Origin of the sequence: Gallaecimonas kandeliae, from assembly GCF_030450055.1 — a bacterium.
Lineage (GTDB): Bacteria > Pseudomonadota > Gammaproteobacteria > Enterobacterales > Gallaecimonadaceae > Gallaecimonas > Gallaecimonas kandeliae.
On the sequence record NZ_CP118480.1, the window covers coordinates 3,496,953 to 3,513,300 of the forward strand.

17 protein-coding genes are annotated in these 16,348 nt (G+C 63.9%); 12 read left to right on the plus strand and 5 right to left on the minus strand.

All coding sequences use genetic code 11. The features are described 5' to 3' along the window. The first annotated feature begins 36 nt into the window (after window positions 1-36). Together PVT67_RS17215 and PVT67_RS17220 are read left to right on the plus strand one after the other, a co-directional pair. Complete coding sequence (locus PVT67_RS17215; RefSeq protein ID WP_301495833.1) at window positions 37-2,076, plus strand: winged helix-turn-helix domain-containing protein; 2,040 nt, start codon at window positions 37-39, stop codon at window positions 2,074-2,076. Between the two features lie 9 nt (window positions 2,077-2,085). Further along, on the plus strand, window positions 2,086-2,595 hold the full coding sequence (locus PVT67_RS17220; protein WP_301495835.1) for a nuclear transport factor 2 family protein: 510 nt from the start codon (window positions 2,086-2,088) through the stop codon (window positions 2,593-2,595). Window positions 2,596-2,640: 45 nt separating this feature from the next. Here the strand turns inward: PVT67_RS17220 and PVT67_RS17225 are convergent, their stop codons facing one another. Next, complete coding sequence (locus PVT67_RS17225) at window positions 2,641-3,555, minus strand: IS5 family transposase (protein ID WP_301494219.1); 915 nt, start codon at window positions 3,553-3,555, stop codon at window positions 2,641-2,643. A gap of 384 nt (window positions 3,556-3,939) precedes the next feature. Between PVT67_RS17225 and PVT67_RS17230 the strand changes: the two genes are divergently transcribed. The 4 genes from PVT67_RS17230 (at window position 3,940) to PVT67_RS17245 (ending at window position 8,794) form a co-directional block, all read left to right on the plus strand. Beyond that, on the plus strand, window positions 3,940-4,683 hold the full coding sequence (locus PVT67_RS17230) for a nuclear transport factor 2 family protein (protein WP_301495837.1): 744 nt from the start codon (window positions 3,940-3,942) through the stop codon (window positions 4,681-4,683). A gap of 396 nt (window positions 4,684-5,079) precedes the next feature. After that, on the plus strand, window positions 5,080-7,269 hold the full coding sequence (katG, locus tag PVT67_RS17235) for a catalase/peroxidase HPI (protein WP_301495839.1): 2,190 nt from the start codon (window positions 5,080-5,082) through the stop codon (window positions 7,267-7,269). 146 nt (window positions 7,270-7,415) lie between these two features. Continuing rightward, a complete protein-coding gene (locus PVT67_RS17240; protein WP_301495841.1) occupies window positions 7,416-8,339 on the plus strand; it encodes a M14 family metallopeptidase in 924 nt (307 codons plus the stop codon). 50 nt (window positions 8,340-8,389) lie between these two features. Further along, the gene (locus PVT67_RS17245; protein ID WP_301495843.1) at window positions 8,390-8,794 is read left to right on the plus strand and encodes a hypothetical protein; all 405 of its coding nucleotides are present in this window, start codon (window positions 8,390-8,392) and stop codon (window positions 8,792-8,794) included. Between the two features lie 2 nt (window positions 8,795-8,796). On the opposite strand, the gene PVT67_RS17250 is transcribed toward PVT67_RS17245, so the two are convergent. Next, complete coding sequence (locus PVT67_RS17250) at window positions 8,797-9,138, minus strand: FKBP-type peptidyl-prolyl cis-trans isomerase (RefSeq protein WP_301495846.1); 342 nt, start codon at window positions 9,136-9,138, stop codon at window positions 8,797-8,799. 132 nt (window positions 9,139-9,270) lie between these two features. Here PVT67_RS17250 and PVT67_RS17255 point away from each other — a divergent pair, with 132 nt between their 5' ends. From PVT67_RS17255 to PVT67_RS17270, 4 genes are read left to right on the plus strand one after another with little or no spacing between them, the layout of a single operon-like run. Then, entirely contained in the window at window positions 9,271-9,654 is a 384-nt protein-coding gene (locus tag PVT67_RS17255) for a VOC family protein (RefSeq protein WP_301495847.1), read from the plus strand. Between the two features lie 16 nt (window positions 9,655-9,670). Beyond that, a complete protein-coding gene (locus PVT67_RS17260; protein ID WP_301495850.1) occupies window positions 9,671-10,105 on the plus strand; it encodes a DUF2214 family protein in 435 nt (144 codons plus the stop codon). Beyond that, entirely contained in the window at window positions 10,102-10,818 is a 717-nt protein-coding gene (locus PVT67_RS17265; RefSeq protein ID WP_301495852.1) for an aspartate/glutamate racemase family protein, read from the plus strand. Before PVT67_RS17260 ends, PVT67_RS17265 begins: the two co-directional genes overlap by 4 nt. A 58-nt stretch (window positions 10,819-10,876) precedes the next feature. Further along, window positions 10,877-12,049 carry a GGDEF domain-containing protein gene (locus PVT67_RS17270; RefSeq protein WP_301495854.1) on the plus strand — a complete coding sequence of 391 codons (1,173 nt, stop codon included), beginning with the start codon at window positions 10,877-10,879 and terminating at the stop codon, window positions 12,047-12,049. Between the two features lie 54 nt (window positions 12,050-12,103). On the opposite strand, the gene PVT67_RS17275 is transcribed toward PVT67_RS17270, so the two are convergent. Together PVT67_RS17275 and PVT67_RS17280 are read right to left on the minus strand one after the other, a co-directional pair. After that, window positions 12,104-12,964: an SPFH domain-containing protein gene (locus PVT67_RS17275; RefSeq protein WP_301495857.1), complete on the minus strand. Its 861-nt coding sequence runs from the start codon at window positions 12,962-12,964 to the stop codon at window positions 12,104-12,106. Window positions 12,965-12,980: 16 nt separating this feature from the next. After that, the gene (locus PVT67_RS17280) at window positions 12,981-13,433 is read right to left on the minus strand and encodes an NfeD family protein (protein ID WP_301495859.1); all 453 of its coding nucleotides are present in this window, start codon (window positions 13,431-13,433) and stop codon (window positions 12,981-12,983) included. 135 nt (window positions 13,434-13,568) lie between these two features. On the opposite strand from PVT67_RS17280, the gene PVT67_RS17285 reads away from it, so the two are divergent. Together PVT67_RS17285 and PVT67_RS17290 are read left to right on the plus strand one after the other, a co-directional pair. Continuing rightward, a complete protein-coding gene (locus tag PVT67_RS17285; protein WP_301495861.1) occupies window positions 13,569-13,931 on the plus strand; it encodes a SpoIIAA family protein in 363 nt (120 codons plus the stop codon). Between the two features lie 70 nt (window positions 13,932-14,001). Then, a complete protein-coding gene (locus PVT67_RS17290) occupies window positions 14,002-15,237 on the plus strand; it encodes an MDR family MFS transporter (RefSeq protein WP_301495863.1) in 1,236 nt (411 codons plus the stop codon). Here PVT67_RS17290 and PVT67_RS17295 read toward each other — a convergent pair. After that, window positions 15,234-16,304, minus strand: coding sequence for an FAD-dependent oxidoreductase (locus tag PVT67_RS17295; protein WP_301495865.1), 1,071 nt, complete (start codon window positions 16,302-16,304; stop codon window positions 15,234-15,236). The two genes, PVT67_RS17290 and PVT67_RS17295, sit on opposite strands and share 4 nt — an antisense overlap. Window positions 16,305-16,348: the final 44 nt, after the last annotated feature.

The following is a 16,348-nucleotide window of genomic DNA, read 5'->3' on the forward strand; positions in this document are numbered from 1 at the left end:
GGTATTTTTTGTTTTTTCAAGGAATTGGCTTCAAGCATGCAGTGGCGGATCGCCGACTTTGTCTTCTGTTCATCCACACAGACCCTGACCCAGGGGCAGCAGCAGTATCAGCTTGAACCCATGGCCGTTGAGCTGCTGGCCTATTTCTGCCAGCACCCCGACCGACTGATCAGCCGTGATGAACTGATCGAACAAGTGTGGAATGGGCGCATCGTCACGGACAATGCCGTCAGCCGGCTGATCACCAAGTTGCGCAAGGCCCTGCAGGACGATCCGCGCCAGCCTCGCTGCATCGCGACCTTTCCCAAAAAGGGCTACAAGTTCATCGCCCAGGTCAGCCAACTGGATGACGCCCCTCTGGAGGCAGCCGATACCCTGACAACAAAGGGCGATGCGGCTGGCAGCACTGGCCGCCACCTGCGCTGGTTTGCCGGTATGGCGGCCCTTGTCTTGGTGGTTGGACTTATCGCCTGGCTTGGTTTTCCCGCCAAGCAGCCCACCTTCAATTCCGCCAAGGCACTGACCAGCGAGGCGGGAACCAACCTCTTCCCCGATGTCTCCCCCGACGGCACCCGGTTGTTGTTCATGTCGAACAAGGGGGGGCAGATACATCAATACCTGGAACGCTTGTCGGACAACCGGCAGTTGGAGATCCACCAGGATGGCATGGGCGTCGGCCCGGCACGATGGAGTGATGACGGCAGCCGGATCGTTTACCTGGCCGCCAACCAGAAAAGCTGCCGCTACTATGTTCGAACCGTAGAGGGGATGACGTTAGGGAAGCCGAGGCTGGTACACAATTGCCCGGCGGGCAGTTTCGGCATGGTGTCTTTTACCCACCACAATGACGAGATCATCTTTGCAGAGAGAAGCGGCGACACCCCTTACTCCTTGTTTTCACTCAATATCAACAACGGAGAGCCTAAGAGGCTGAATCAGCCCGAGTTGGTGCTGGGCGGCAACAGCCGCTTCGACCTGCACCCCACAAAGAACCAGCTGCTTATCTCCTCACCCGATGAGCAGCAATGGGAAGGCTTTTACCGGCTGGATTTGGACAGCGACGTTCTGTCGCTGCTGTTCAAGCTGGACAGCTATATCTGCTGCGGCATCTGGAGCCAAGATGGCGACAGGGTGGTCCTGATGGGCGAGCATCCGGCGCGGGAACTGCTGAGTTACGACTTAACCGGCCGGGACAAACAACTGCTGTATCGCGGTTCGCAGCAAATCATGGGGCCCTTTCGCCATCGCAACGGCAAGGATTACCTCTTCACCGCCAGCCAGGATTATCTCAATGCCCAACTGTTCAATACCCAAACCGGCGACACCAGCGTGCTGCTGGACAGCACCACAGACGACAAGCTGGCCACCTTCGCCAATACCGGTGGGCGCCTTGCCTTTGTCAGCCAACGCTCCGGCAGCGAGGAAATCTGGCTGATGAACCTTGCCGACAGGCAAACATCCAAACTCACCGACTATCACGACGGCCGCCATTACGTCGACCTGCTCTGGTCGCCGGATGACAGCACGCTGGCCGCCTTGACCCTGAACGAGCTACACCTGATCGACGCCAAGAGCGGACGCACCACATTAATCCGCATGCCGCAGGCGGAGATCCGCGGCGTGTCATTCAAGTCCAACAAGCTGTTGTCCTTCAGCCGCAAGGAAGGTAAACGCTGGCAACTGTACGAATACCAAATGGACAAGGGCGAATTGACAAAAGGCCCTGAGCAGTGGCAATTCGTCCGCTACCGGCCGCAGGCGGAAGATACCTTATGGCTCGATCGCCACGACCGGCTCTATGCCGGACAAACACCGAAAGCTGTTACCGACAAGGTATTGACCGGTGATTTAATGTTGTACGGACGGCGCTTTAATCTGTTGAAACAGGGCGACCAATGGTATTGGTCCAGCAATTTTCCTCATTACAAGGGAATGAGGTACAGCAAAGGTCAGGGCAGCCCCAAGACCATATTCCAGAGCAATGCCGCAGGCTTCGATGTGAAACAACAGCAAATAGTCTTCAGCCTGGAAGTGCCGGGCAAGGCCAATATCTATCAAACCCGGGATGATCAGTAAGGGAGGGCGGTGATATTTACGCTGTTCTTAAAATACGCGTTAGCGCCAATAACCCTTACATCATTTGAAAATAACAAGAACCATTTAAAACTAACGCTAGGATCAATCACCATATCTTTTCGTTCCATTTTACGCTGTAGCCTCGCCGCTCTTATTGCCGCCTCCCTATATAGCCCCATTGCCCTTGCCGAGCAGAATAACGCCAAAGACGTGGCGGCGATCCAGCAGGTCGTCGACCGCTTCGGGGCTGCCATCAAGGAAAAGGACGTCGACGCCTTCAAAAGGCTGTTCTATTCGGCCAAGCCGGAGCAAGTGGTTTGGCAGTTTGCCGTGGAAGATAGCCGCCTGGCGCGCATTCAAAAATTCAAGCCCGAAGCCAGGAAGGCCCGCCATGTGCCGACCAACAATTACCTCACCGCCATCCAGGGCATTGCCGCCGAGCCGCTCCCCACCGAGGAAAAGTTTATCAACGTCAAGATCGATACCGACGGCGAAGTCGGCTCTGTGGGGCGTTGTTGATCAAATCAGAGCCTGGAAAGCCTGCTCCTAAAGGGCTTGCTGCCCTTAACTGACCTGGCGAACAGGCATGCCGAGGCCCAGCATTTTGTTCATCACCTTCACCCCAGCCAAAGCCTCTGCCACTTGGCCGTTGTAGTCGCGCAGACTCAGCTTCGGGCTGATGAGCTGCTTGTATCGCGACATAGCCGTTTCCGCTTTTGAGCGTTGGTGATAGCCGCTTTCCCTTTTCCACTCGGCCAGTTGCCCGGCTTTCAGCGCCGCCACTGCCTCGTTCCTTGGGTGACCTTGCTCCCAGTACCCCGCTGTCTTGCGAGGCGGGATGCTGGCTTTGGCGCCTTTTCTTTGCAGTAGCCGGTGGCAGGCTCTGCTGTCGTAAGCCCCGTCGGCGCTGACTTGGTCGATACGGCGGCGCAGAGGATTGAGCAGGCCGGGCAGTACCTCGCTATCACCGACGTTTTCCAGGCTGACTTCGGCGGCGATAGCCTCATGGGTCTGCGCATCGACGGCCAGGTGTAGCTTGCGCCAGACACGGCGCTTCTCCTTGCCGTACTTGCGTTGCTTCCACTCGCCTTCGCCATAGACCTTGAGCCCGGTGGCGTCGATAACCAGGTGGGCAACTGGGCCCTTGCTGGGCAGGCGGTAGCGGATGTTGACCGTCTTGGCGCGCTTGCTGATGCAGCTGTAACTGGGCGAGGTCAACGGCAGTTCCATCAACTGGAATAGCGAGTTGATAAAGCCTTCCAAGGCACGCAGCGGCAGGTCGAACAGGCCCTTGAGCATCAGCGCTGTCTCGATGGCGGTGTCGCTGTATTCGAAACCACGACCCCGACCGCCGTGATGCTGTTGGCAATGCCAATGGCGGGTAGCCGCTTCATCCATCCAGAAGGTTAATGAGCCTCGGTTAACCAAGGCGCGGTTGTAGTCTGCCCAATTGGTGATAGTGCGTTTAGCCTGACCCATCTGCTGTTCCCCATCGATACGTCGGGGATCGGATCACAGTCAGGCGGATTGGTTCACCGGATTTGGGAAACAACGCCGCTCTGTGGCCTTCGACTACGACTGGAGGGGGTGGAGAGCGATCAAGCCAAGGTTGCGGCCTGGACTATGGTGCCCGCGCCGATGTCGCTGAGTCGCTGGCGCTCGCGCCGTGGTGTGCCCTGCCCCCCCTGCGCCTCCGATGCGATATCACTTTGGTTTATCGACTGGCCGCTGGCGGCTGGCGCCCCGTCGCAATCACCCGAACATTGGCATGAACGCCCCTTGGCGATGGCCTACCTTTCGCTAGCGTCTGCCCGCGGCGCACCTGAGGGTTGGCCGCTTCAACAAACCAATAGGGAGGTTCGAATGACAGGCAGGATGGATAGGCATGGAGGATGGTTTGTGGGTGCCGGGCTTCTGGCGGTGGCGTGGGCCGCGCCAACGGTGGCGGCTGACAAGGCGGAGGACCTTTCGGCGCTCCTGAAGCGCCAGACCCAGGCTTTCTCGGAAGCCGGCCAGGTGGGTGACGCAGCCACCATGGCGCGCTACCTGGATGACAAGGTGGTGTTCACGGTCGAAAACGGCGGCATTTTCACCAAGAAGGATATTGTGGATGGCGCGTCGCCGTTACCGGGCGAACGCCATATCGAGGTGACCAAATGGCAGCTGGTGCCGCAGGGCGATGTCGCCACCGCCACCTTTGTCGATCACCTGACCATGGCGTTCCACGGCCAAACCCTGGTGTATGATTTCCAATCCACCGAAACCTGGGCCAAGCGCCCGGACGGCTGGAAGATGATCTCAAGCCACACTATGGTGGTGCCCAAGGACCCGCCGGCGCTCAAGCAGACCGCGGCCGAATTGGATGCCTATGTCGGCACCTATGCGCTTGATACCGCTTTCAAGGTCAGGATCTGGCGTGATGGCGACCAGCTGTTCATGAACCAGAATGGCGGCGATGCCGTGCCGCTCAAGGTCGAGATCCGCGATGTGCTGTTCACGCCCGGTGCGGTGGGCCGGCGGCTGTTCGAGCGCAATGCCGTGGGCCAGGTCACCGGCTTCATCAGCCGCAAGAACGGCAGCGACATGCACCTGAAGAAAGAGGCCTGAGCGCGGCGCGCTCGGGCCACAGCCACTTGTCGCTCTGCAGCAGACACCCCCCTGGCGCTGGAGTGCATGGGTAGCCTGTTCATGCGGGAGGAATATTGAAGCTGGTAAGCCCCTTCGGAACTGGCACAACGGGAAGCCCAATCGGTAGTGAGGCGAGACAGACCAGCAGGCACTGTTGGCCACCATAGCCGAACAGCGTCGCGCCAACTGGAGTAGCGGCCTTCCCCGCCACGCCAAATCTCCGCCCATTCCGCTGCAACCATCTGCACTAAGATCCTGTAATTACAAAAAAACCTATCGCCTCACCCGGAAAGACCAATTGGTCAGGCCGGTGCCGGTGCTCTATACCTAAGGGCGCAGCCTAACAAACCCCTTCAGAGCACGAGGAGATAGCTCATGGCCGACGAAAGCAAGTGCCCCTTCAGCGCGGGCAAGCAAGCCGCTGGGGGCGGTACTTCCAACCACCAGTGGTGGCCCAATCAATTGCGGCTCGAGATCCTGCACCAGCATTCCGCCAAGTCCAATCCCATGGGCGAGGACTTCGACTACGGCGAGGCCTTCAAGAGCCTGGATTTCAAGGCCGTCAAGCAGGAACTCCACGCCCTGATGACCGATTCCCAGGAGTGGTGGCCCGCCGACTTCGGCCATTACGGCCCCCTCTTTATCCGCATGGCCTGGCACGCCGCCGGCACCTACCGCACCGGTGACGGCCGCGGCGGCGGCGGCACCGGCAACCAGCGCTTCGCCCCGCTCAACAGCTGGCCCGACAACGTCAACCTGGACAAGGCGCGGCGCCTGCTCTGGCCCGTCAAACAGAAGTTCGGGGAGAAGATCTCCTGGGCCGACCTCATCATCCTGGCCGGCAACGTGGCCCTGGAATCCATGGGCTTCAAGACCTTCGGTTTCGGCGGCGGCCGCCCCGACATCTGGGAGCCGGAGTTGGACATCTATTGGGGAACCGAGACCACCTGGCTGGACGACAAGCGCTACAGCGGCAAACGCGACCTGGAAAATCCCCTGGCGGCGGTGCAGATGGGCCTCATCTACGTCAACCCCGAAGGCCCCAACGGCAACCCCGATCCCCTGGCTGCGGCCGTGGACATTCGCGAGACCTTCGCCCGCATGGCCATGAACGACGAAGAGACGGTGGCCCTGATCGCCGGCGGTCATACCTTCGGCAAGACCCACGGCGCCGGTGACGCCGGCCTGGTGGGCCCGGAGCCGGAAGCGGCCCCCATGGAACAGATGGGCCTGGGCTGGAAGAGCGGCTACGGCAGCGGCAAGGCCGGTGACGCCATCACCAGCGGCCTGGAAGTGACCTGGACCCAGACCCCGACCCAGTGGAGCAACCACTTCTTCGACAACCTCTTCAAGTACGACTGGGAGCTGAGCAAGAGCCCGGCCGGGGCCCACCAGTGGGTGCCCAAGGGCGGCGCCGGCGCCGGCGAGATCCCCGACGCCCACGACCCGTCCAAGCGCCATGTGCCCACCATGCTGACGACGGACCTGTCCCTGCGCTTCGACCCCGTCTATGAGAAGATCTCCAGGCGCTTCCACGAGCACCCGGAACAGCTGGCCGACGCCTTCGCCCGGGCCTGGTTCAAGCTCACCCACCGCGACATGGGGCCCAAGGCCCGCTACCTGGGCCCGGAAGTGCCGGCCGAAGATCTCATCTGGCAGGATCCCATTCCCAAGTGCGACCATGAGCTGGTGAACGAGCAGGACATCGACAACCTCAAGGCCAAGGTGCTGGCCTCGGGCCTGTCCGTTGCCGAGCTGGTGTCCACCGCCTGGGCGGCAGCCTCCACCTACCGCGGCTCCGACATGCGCGGCGGTGCCAACGGCGCCCGTATCCGCCTGGCGCCCCAAAAGGACTGGGCCGTGAACCAGCCGCAGCAGCTGGCCAAGGTGCTCAAGACCCTGGAGGGGATACAGAGCCAATTCAACAGCGCCCAGAGCGGCAACAAGAAGGTCTCCCTGGCCGACCTCATAGTCCTGGCCGGCTGCGCCGGTGTGGAGCAGGGTGCCAAGAACGCCGGCATAGACGTCACTGTGCCCTTCAGCCCGGGCCGCATGGACGCCAGCCAGGAACAGACCGACGTGGACTCCTTTGCCGTACTGGAGCCCATCGCCGACGGCTTCCGTAACTACCAGAAGGCCAAGTTCAGCGTCTCGGCCGAGGAACTGCTGCTGGACAAGGCGCAGCTGCTGACCCTGACCGCCCCGCAAATGACGGCGCTGGTCGGGGGCCTGCGGGTACTGGGGGCCAATGCCGATCAGAGCCAGCATGGGGTTTTCACCCAACAGCCCGGCGCCCTGACCAACGACTTCTTCGTCAACCTGCTGGACATGGGCACCACCTGGACGCCCACCTCCCAGGACGCCGACCTCTTCGAGGGCCGCGACCGCAAGAGCGGCGACCTGAAGTGGACAGGCACCCGGGTCGACCTGGTGTTCGGCTCCAACTCCCAGCTGCGGGCCCTGGCCGAGGTCTACGGCTGCGGTGACGCCCAGGGGCACTTCGTCCGCGACTTCGTGGCCGCCTGGACCAAGGTGATGAACCTGGACCGTTTCGACCTGGCCTGAAGCCGATAAGGCACGGCTAAGAAGGCGGCGCTCTCAAGCGCCGCCTTTTCTTTGCGCGAGAGCCTGGCCGTTGGTCGCAAAGTGCCCTCTCGCCGCACCGGATTTGGTAACCTGCTCACCAAAACCGGCTCAGCGAAGGAAGACCCATGAATCAAGCAGTCCGCTATCCCATAGGTACCGAAGGCCAACCCTGGGGCGAGGCAGAAAAGGCCCAGTGGTTGGCCCGGCAACAGGTGCAGCGCAGCTACCAGGACGAAGTGGTGGCGCCCTACCGGCAGCTGCCCGCCGAGCTGGAAAGGCTCCAGTACGGGGCCCTGAGCTACGATCCGGCCCGCTTCCCGCTGCTGGCCCTCAAGACCCCCAACTGGCAGCCCGGCAAGCCCCTGGTGCTGGTGACAGGCGGCATCCACGGCTACGAGACCAGCGGCGTCCAAGGCGCCCTGCAGTTCGCCAGGGAAAAGGCCCTGGCCTACGGCGAGCACTTCAACCTGCTGATCGTGCCCTGCGTCAGCCCCTGGGGCTTTGAAGTGATCAACCGCTGGAACCCCCTGGCCCTGGATCCGAACCGCTCTTTCTTCAAGGACAGCCCGGCCGAGGAGTCGGCGGCCCTGATGGCGCTGGTGGCCCAGTTCGAGGCACCCTTCCTGGCCCACATCGACCTGCACGAAACCACCGACAGCGACGAGAGCGAATTCCGCCCGGCCCTGGCGGCCCGTGACGGCAAACCCTTCGAGCCGGGTACCATCCCCGACGGCTTCTACGTGGTGGACGACAGCGCCAACCCCCAACCCGCCTTCCAGCAGGCCATCATCGAGGCCGTGGCCAAGGTGACCCACATAGCGCCGGCGGACGAAAAAGGCGAGATCATCGGCTCCAAGGTGGTCCAGCCCGGGGTGATCCAGTATCAGCTGAAGAAGCTGGGACTCTGCGCCAGGGTCACTGACGCCCCCTTCACCTGCACCACAGAGGTTTACCCGGACAGCCCCAAAGCCACGCCCGAGATCTGCAACGCCGCCCAGGTGGCGGCCATCTGTGGCGGCCTCGACTACCTGCTGGCCCAGCAGGTCTGAACGGCACCAGGGCGGCACGGCTGCCCTGGCCATACCAAGGACGGATGCCCATGAAAAAATACCTGCCGCTGCTGCTCGCCCTTGGCGGCCCCGCCGGCGCCGGTGAGCTCAAGCCCTTCACCAGCGACGGCTGCAGCGACTTCCCCGACGGCACCCCGGCGCAGAAACAGCTCTGGCTGTCCTGCTGCCGCCGGCACGACCTGGCCTACTGGCAGGGCGGCACCTACCAGCAGCGCCTGGACGCCGACCTGGCGCTGCGCGCCTGTGTGGCCAAGGTGGGGGAGCCCGCCATAGGGCTGGTGATGCTGGCCGGGGTCAGGATGGGGGGCACACCCTTGCTGCCCACCCGCTTCCGCTGGGGCTACGGCTGGCCCTACCCCCGCCTCTACGGGCCCTTGTCAGAAGAGGAACGCCAGGAGGTCAAGGCCCTGGCCCCGGACCACGCCACTCCCTGACTTCAGTCGTCCCGGGTCAGCACTTCCAGCAGTTCTATCTCGAACACCAGGTTGGACCCCGGCTTGATGTGCTGGCCCACCTGGCGCTCGCCGTAGGCCAAATCGGCGGGAACGAAGAGGCGGCGTTTGCCTCCCACCTTCATGCCCATCAGCCCCAGGTCCCAACCCTTGATCACCCGGCCTGTGCCGATAACGCACTGGAAGGGCCGGCCCTTGGCATAGCTGGAATCGAACTCGGTGCCGTCTTCCAGGGTGCCGCGGTACTGGGTGGTGATCAGGGCGCCCTTGACCACGGCCTTGCCGTCGCCAAGCTGGATGTCTTCAATCTTCAGTTCGTCGTTCATGGTTACGGCTCCGTCTCGGTATGGGCCGATTCTACGGCAGCCCGGCCGGGCCGGCCATCGCTCACGGGGCTGGTGCGCCGGCGCCCCAGGCTTTAAGCTGGTCAAAATACCGGCTAATACAAGGAGTTGATCATGGCAGGTCCTGCCGCCGCCGGCGCCCTCATCTACGCCAAGGATCTCGACAGGCTCAGCGCCTTCTACCGCCAGCTGCTGGCCATGGAGCTGCTGCACGGCTCGGCCGAACTGGCGGTGCTGGAGTCCCCCGCCTTCCAGCTGCTGATCCACGCCATACCGCCCCAGTACGCCAAGGACATCAGCATCAGCAGCCCGCCGGCACGGCGGGAAAACTGCGCCATCAAGCTGTTCTTCACGGTGCCGGACCTCGCCGCCGCCGGTGCCCTGGCCGGGCGCCTGGGGGGCGAACTCTTCGACGAAGAATGGCAAGGCCCCGGTTTCGTGGTGCGCAACGCCATGGACCCCGAAGGCAACGTCTTCCAGCTCAGGCAAAACCACTGACCCAGGAGATAAGCTCATGGACGAGATACTGGTCCGCTACCTGCACTTCATCGGCATCATGACCTTGGCCGCCACCCTGGTGGCCGAGCACCTGCTGCTGGCCCCCAGCCTGGCCCCGGCCCAGTTGCGGCGCCTGGCCCGCATCGACGCCATCTATGGCCTGGCCGCCCTGCTGGTGCTGGGGGCCGGCCTGACCCTCTGGCTGGGGGTGGGCAAACCGGCCGTCTTCTACAGCCATAACTGGGTCTTCCACCTGAAACTGACCCTCTTCGTGCTGCTGGCGCTGCTGTCCATCTATCCGACCCGCTTCTTCCTCAAGCACCGCAACAGCGAAGCGGAAGTGGCCGTGCCCAAGGCCATCGTCATGGTGGTGCGCACCGAGCTGCTGCTGCTCCTGGTCATCCCGCTGCTGGCAGCCACCATGGCCAAGGGCGTGGGGCTGGCCCAGTGAAGGCCAGGCACCTGGGTATCGCCGCCATCAGCGCCGAAGGGGCGGCCCTTTGCTACCGCACCCTGGTCCAGGAGGCCCAGGCCGCCATGGGCGAACATGCCCACCCCGAGATCAGCCTGCACTGCTTCTCCATGAGCGAGCACATGGCCGCCATAGAGGCGGGGGACTGGCCACAGGTGGGGCGCCTGCTGCTGGCCTCGGCCCAGAAACTGGTTGCCGGCGGCGCCGAGCTGCTGCTCTGCCCCGACAACACTGTCCACCCCGGCCTGGCGCTGATCCGGGCCCAATCCCCGGCGCCCTGGCTCCATATCGGCGAGGAGGTGGCCAAGGCCGCCCAGGCCAGAGGCTTCAGGCGCATCGGCGTGCTGGGCACCCGCTTCCTGATGGAAGGCCCCGTCTACCCCCAGGCCCTGGCGGCCTTGGGCATGGAAGCGGTGATCCCGGATGAGGCGCAGCGCCTCGGCATCCACCGGCGGATCTTCGGCGAACTGGTGCAGGGGCGCTTCGAACCCGAGACCAGGCGCTATTTCCAGGCAGTGATCCAGACACTGGCCGACCAGGGCTGCGACGCCGTAGTGCTGGGCTGCACCGAGATCCCGCTGCTGATCGGTGAAAGCGATTCGCCGCTGCCGGTGCTGGACTCCACCCGCCTCCTGGCCAGGGCCGCACTGCGCTTTGCGATCAACCCCGGTATTTCACCCGAGGGGCCGTGACAATAGTGCCTTCTTGAGCCCTAATAACGCCTGCTTAACATCCAGCGCCGGGAAACCCATGTCCGCCCTCGAGACCGTCTTCATCTTCATGCTCAGCGTCAGCACCATGCTGGGGGTGATCTTCCTGCTGTCCTGGCTGACCATAGAGCGCAAGCCCTACTGCCTGACCTGGTCGATACTGTTCTGGGTCTCGGTGCTCAACATGCTGCTCAACGCCGGCAAGGGCCTATTCCCCAGCCCCGAGAGCTACTGGGTGGTGGTCAACATCAGCTCCCTGGTGATGCAGGGCCTGTCCCTGGCCGGCTACCGCCAGCGCGCCGGGCTCAGGGGCTACCCCTGGCAACTGCTGCTGTCGCTGGCCCTGGTCGAACTGGCGGTGGTCTGGTTCACCCTGGTGCAACCGCACATGGGCCTGCGCATGGTGATGATCCCCTACTCAGGCGCCCTGGTGGGTCTGCTCTGCGTCAAGACCCTGGCCAGCCCGGGGCGGCCGATGCGCCCCGTCGAAAGGGCCCTCTGCCTGGTGTTCGTGCTCTACGCCCTGAGTCAGTTCGGCAGCGGCACCCTGGCCCTGCTGCAGGGAGCGCAGCGGGATCCCTACTACCTCAACCTCTACAGCGGCCTCAACTTCCTGGTGATGCCCCCCGCCTTCATCGGCCTGGGGCTCTTCACGGTGCTGCTGCTGGCCGACGATCTTGCCGGGCGGATGCGGGCCCTGGCCACCACCGACGACCTGACCGGCCTGCTCAACAGGCGCGGCTTCGAGGAGGCAACCAACCGCCTGCTGGCCAGCGGCCAGACCCAGGGCCTGTTCGCCGCCATGGCCGACATCGACCACTTCAAGGCCATCAACGACAACTTCGGCCACGCCATGGGCGACGCCGCCCTGGCCCGGTTCGCCCAGCTGCTCACCACCAAGGTCCGCAGCACCGACATCGCCGCCCGCATCGGCGGCGAGGAGTTCATCCTCCTCTTCCAGGCGGCCGACAGCCGCCAGGCCCTGGGCCTGGTGGAGCGGCTGCGCCGGGAAGTGGAGCAAAGCCAGGCACAAACGGGCCGGGATGCAGTGTCCTTCACCGCCAGCTTCGGCCTGGCCCAGATCCAGGCGCAGGACGACCTCTGCACCCTGCTGCGCCAGGCCGACCAGGCCCTCTACGACGCCAAGCGCCAAGGCCGCAACCGCACCTGTGTCTACGGCGAGGGCCACGCACTAAGCCAGGCCGGAGGCTAAAGACAGCGGCTGAAAAAAAGCCCCGCATCGCGGGGCTTTTCATTGGGGCGGGACTTATTTGCCCATGCCACCCAGCAGGGAGCGGATGGCGGCGGGAATGTCTCCCGGCAGCATCACCAGCTTGCCGTTGCTGGACTTGGACATCTCCTTGATGGCGTCCACATAGCGCTCGCCCAAGAGGTACATCACCGGCAGCTGGTTGTTCTGCACGGCGGCCGTGACCTTCTCGATGGCGGCCTGGCTGGCGGTGGCCAGCACCACCTGGGCCTCGGCGTCGCGGCGCGAGGCCTCCAGGCGACCTTCGGCCTCCAGTATGGCGGCGGCCTTCTCGCCGTCGGCGCGGGTGACGGTGGCGCGGCGGCCCCGCTCTGCGGCGGCTTGCTCTTCCATGGCCTTTTGCATGGTGGCGGAGGGGTTGATGTCCTGGATCTCCACCGTCTTCAAGGTGATGCCCCAGTCGGCGATGTCGTCTGAGATGGCGTTCTTGAGCTTGGCCTTGATGGTGTCACGGTTGGACAGGGCATCGTCCAGGTCCATCTCACCTATGATGGAACGCAGTGAGGTCTGCACCAGGTTCTGGATGGCGAAGTTGTAGTCCTCGACACCGTACATGGCCTTCTCGGGGCTGAGAATGTTGATGTAGGCCACGGCGTTGGCGATGATCACGGCGTTGTCGCGGGTGATCACTTCCTGGGAGGGGATATCCAGCACTATGTCCTTGGTGGTGACCTTGTAGGCCACCAGGTCCATGTAGGGGATGATGAAATTGAGGCCGGGGCCCAGGGTCCGGCTGTACTTGCCGAGGCGCTGGATCACGAATTTACTGCCCTGGGGCACTATCTTGACCCCCATGGCCAGGGTGACGACCACCAGCAGTACGAAGACGCCGGCCATGGCCAGTCCGTTGATCACCATTGTTAGCTTCCTTCTCTCAACGTTTTTCTACGATAAGGGTGTTGCCGGACATGTCCAGCACGGCAACCCTGTCCCCCAGGGCCACGGGCTCCTGGCAGATGAAGTGCCATTCGTCGTCGCCCAGCAGCGGTGTGGTGAAGCGCACCATGCCGCGCTGGTCGTCCGTCGGCACCTTGATCACCTGGCCCACCTCGCCCTTGATGGCCTCACCGGCCACCCCGGCCCGGGTCTTATCCTGCATGTAGGGTTTGATGAGGCGGAACCAGAGCAAGGTAAAGACGGTGGAGGCGACTGCCCAGATCAGCAGCTGCCAGGCCAGGCTCAAGGGCAGGGACAGGCCCAGCAGCAGGGCAACCACCAGGGCCCCCAGGCCGAACCAGAAGATGGTGAAGCTGGGCACGAACAGCTCGGCGATGATCAGCAGCATGCCGAACACCAGCCAGTGCCAGTATTGGATCTCGAAGTCCATTTGCTTTCCAGTGTGGCGAAATCTCGTTCCATCATCGGCCAGGGGGCTTTGGAAATCAACGAGTTCGACACCTTGCTGGCGGGCCCTTCCAACCTCGGCTAGACCCTCAGGGATAGGCTGGAAAAGGAGAAGGCCATGATAGAAGCAGTTGCCGACCTGCCTGCCGGGGTCCTGGGGTTTTCCGGCAGGGGCATAGTCACGGCGGAGGACTTCAAGTCCGTCATAGTGCCGGCCGTCGAGGCCAGGTTCGCCAAGGGGGAGCAGGTCCGCTTCCTCTGCTACCTGGGTGAGGATTTTGCCGAGGTGGAAGGGAGCGCGGCCTGGGAGGACGTCAAGCTGGGCTTCAAGCACCTGGGCGGCTGGGAGAAGATGGCCCTGGTCTCTGACGTGCACTGGATCCGCGGCGCCTTCCGGCTGTTCGGCGCCCTGATCCCGGGCCAGTTGCGGGTCTTCCATAACGCGCAGCTGGACGACGCCATCCAGTGGCTGGGCTCCTGAGAAGAGGCCTGTTGTCCTGAGCGCTTCCGTGGCGATATGCTGGAGGGCCTTGCCGCCGCAGAGCATCGCCATGGAAAGCGCCCTGTCCCTCAGCCGTCTGAAGTCCTTCCCGCCGCTGGTGTGGATCATCCTCCTGGGCACCTTCTTCGCCAGGGGCAGCTTCTTCATGATCTGGCCCTTCCTGTCGGTGCTGCTCTACCAGAAGTTCGGGCTCTCGGCCTACGACATCGGCCTTATCCTCAGCCTCTCGGCCCTGGGCTCGGCGGTGCTGGGCTTCTACGTCAGCGCCCTGTCCGACCGCTTCGGGCGCCGCGGTATCCTTTACTTCGCAGGGCTGCTCTCGGCCCTGGCCTTCCTGGTGTTGGCCGGTGCCGACAGCCTGCTGGCCTACATCCTGGGCATAGCCCTCACCTCCATCGCCCGCGCCATCTGGGAGCCGGCAGCCCAGGCCTTGATGGGCGACCAACTGCCGGAGCGCAAGACCCGGGAGCTGGCCCTGCAGGCCCGCTATTTCCTGGTCAACGTGGGGGCCGCCATGGGCCCGCTGGTGGGGGTTTGGGCCGGCCTCACCGCCCAGCAATCCACCTTCAACCTCACCGCCCTGGCCTACCTGGCGCTGGTGGCGGCCCTGGCCTGGGCCTTTCGCCGCCATCCGGTGGCCCCGGCGCCAGGCCAGGGCCAAGGCAGCTTCCGCCAGACGTTGCGGCTGCTGGGGGAGGACAAGGTATTCCTGGTGCTGATCCTGGCCAACATCCTGATGATGTTCGTGTTCGCCCACATCGACTCGTCGCTGATCCAGTACCTGACCCGGGCCGGGGCGCCGCGGCTGGTGGAGCTGATCTCGGCCATGATTTTGGTCAACGCCCTGACCATAGTGCTGTTGCAATTCCCGCTGCTGAAATGGATGGAGAAGATGTCCCTGACCCAGCGGATGCAGGTGGGCATGGTGCTGATGACCGCCTCCCAGCTCTGGTTCGCCTTCAACCCCATGGACAGCTACTGGGGCTGGATGGGCGCCACCCTGGTGCTGAGCCTGGGCGAGGTGATCCTCTTCCCCAGCATCAACGTGCAGATCGATTCCATGGCCCCACCGCGGCTGCGTGGCGCCTACTTCGGCGCCGGCGCCCTCTATTCCATCGGCTGGGCCCTGGCCCCCATGGTCGGGGGCTGGGTGCTGGACCATTATTCGGGCCGGGCCCTCTACCTGGCCATGGCCCTGTGCAGCCTGGGGGTGATGCTGCTCTACCTGCTGGCGGGCCGCCTCAAGCGCCCGGCCTGGATAGAGCAGGAGCTGGCCGAGGGCTAGGCGCCCTTGAGCCTGGCCGCCACCTTCCTGGCCAGGGCCCTGGCGGTGGTCCACTTGCCGCCGCTCACCGTCAGCAGCCGGCCCTGGACAGAGAGGGCGTAGTCGCGGCTGGCAAGGCTGGGGTCCCCCTGGCTGTGCAGCAGCGGCCTCAGGCCGGCGAAGCTGCCCTTGATGTCGGTTTCCATCAGGGGCAGCACGAAGTAGTGGTCGTAGACGGCCTTGAGGTAGCCCCGCTCGGCGGCCGAGCAGTGGATCGGCTCGTCCAGGGTCTGGGCCACCTCTGTGGTGCCCAGCAAGGTGCTGCCCAGGTAGGGCAGCACGAACACCAGCCGCCGCTCCCCCGGCACCTCCAGCATCAGGCCCTGGCGGCGCTTGCCCCCCAGCAACAGGTGGCTGCCGCGCACCAGGCTCAGGGGCTGGTCCACTTCCAGGGCGGACTGGCGCAGCAGCTGCTCGCTCCAGGGCCCGGCCAGGTTCAGCACCCAGTCGAACTGCTGCCAATGCCCCGCCACCTTCAGGGCCCCGTCCGGCCGCAACGCCTGGACCTCGCTGTGTTCAAAGAGGGCTACCCCCAGGCCTTGGCACTGCTGGGCCACCCAGAGGCCCAGGGCCCTGTCGTCCATCTGACCGTCGAAGAAGCGATAGCCCCCCAGCAGGCCGTGGCGCTTAAGGCCAGGTTCCAGGGCCGAGAGCTCGGCGGCGCTCAGCCAGCGATGGCGGCCCAGGCCCCGGCGCCCGGCCAGGAGATCGTAGAGCAGCAGCCCCAGCTTGAGCTGCCAGCGCTTGCGGCGTCCGCCTTGGTAGAGGGGGTAGAGGATGGGCAGGGGATGGGCCAGCTCCGGCGCCTGCTGAAGCCACCAGTGGCGTTCCTTGAGGGCTTCGCGCACCAGCCCAAGGCGCCCCTGCTCGAGGTAGCGCAGACCGCCATGCAGCAGCTTGGAGGAGGCGGCGCTGGTGGCCGCCATCAGCTCGCCCCTTTCAAAAAGGCTTACTTGGTGGCCATCCAACGCCAACTGCCAGGCCACGCAGAGGCCGTTGATCCCCCCACCGACGACAGCAACACGCATGGCTAAGCCCTCCTCTTAAGGAAAGCCTAGCCATAACAGCAGCT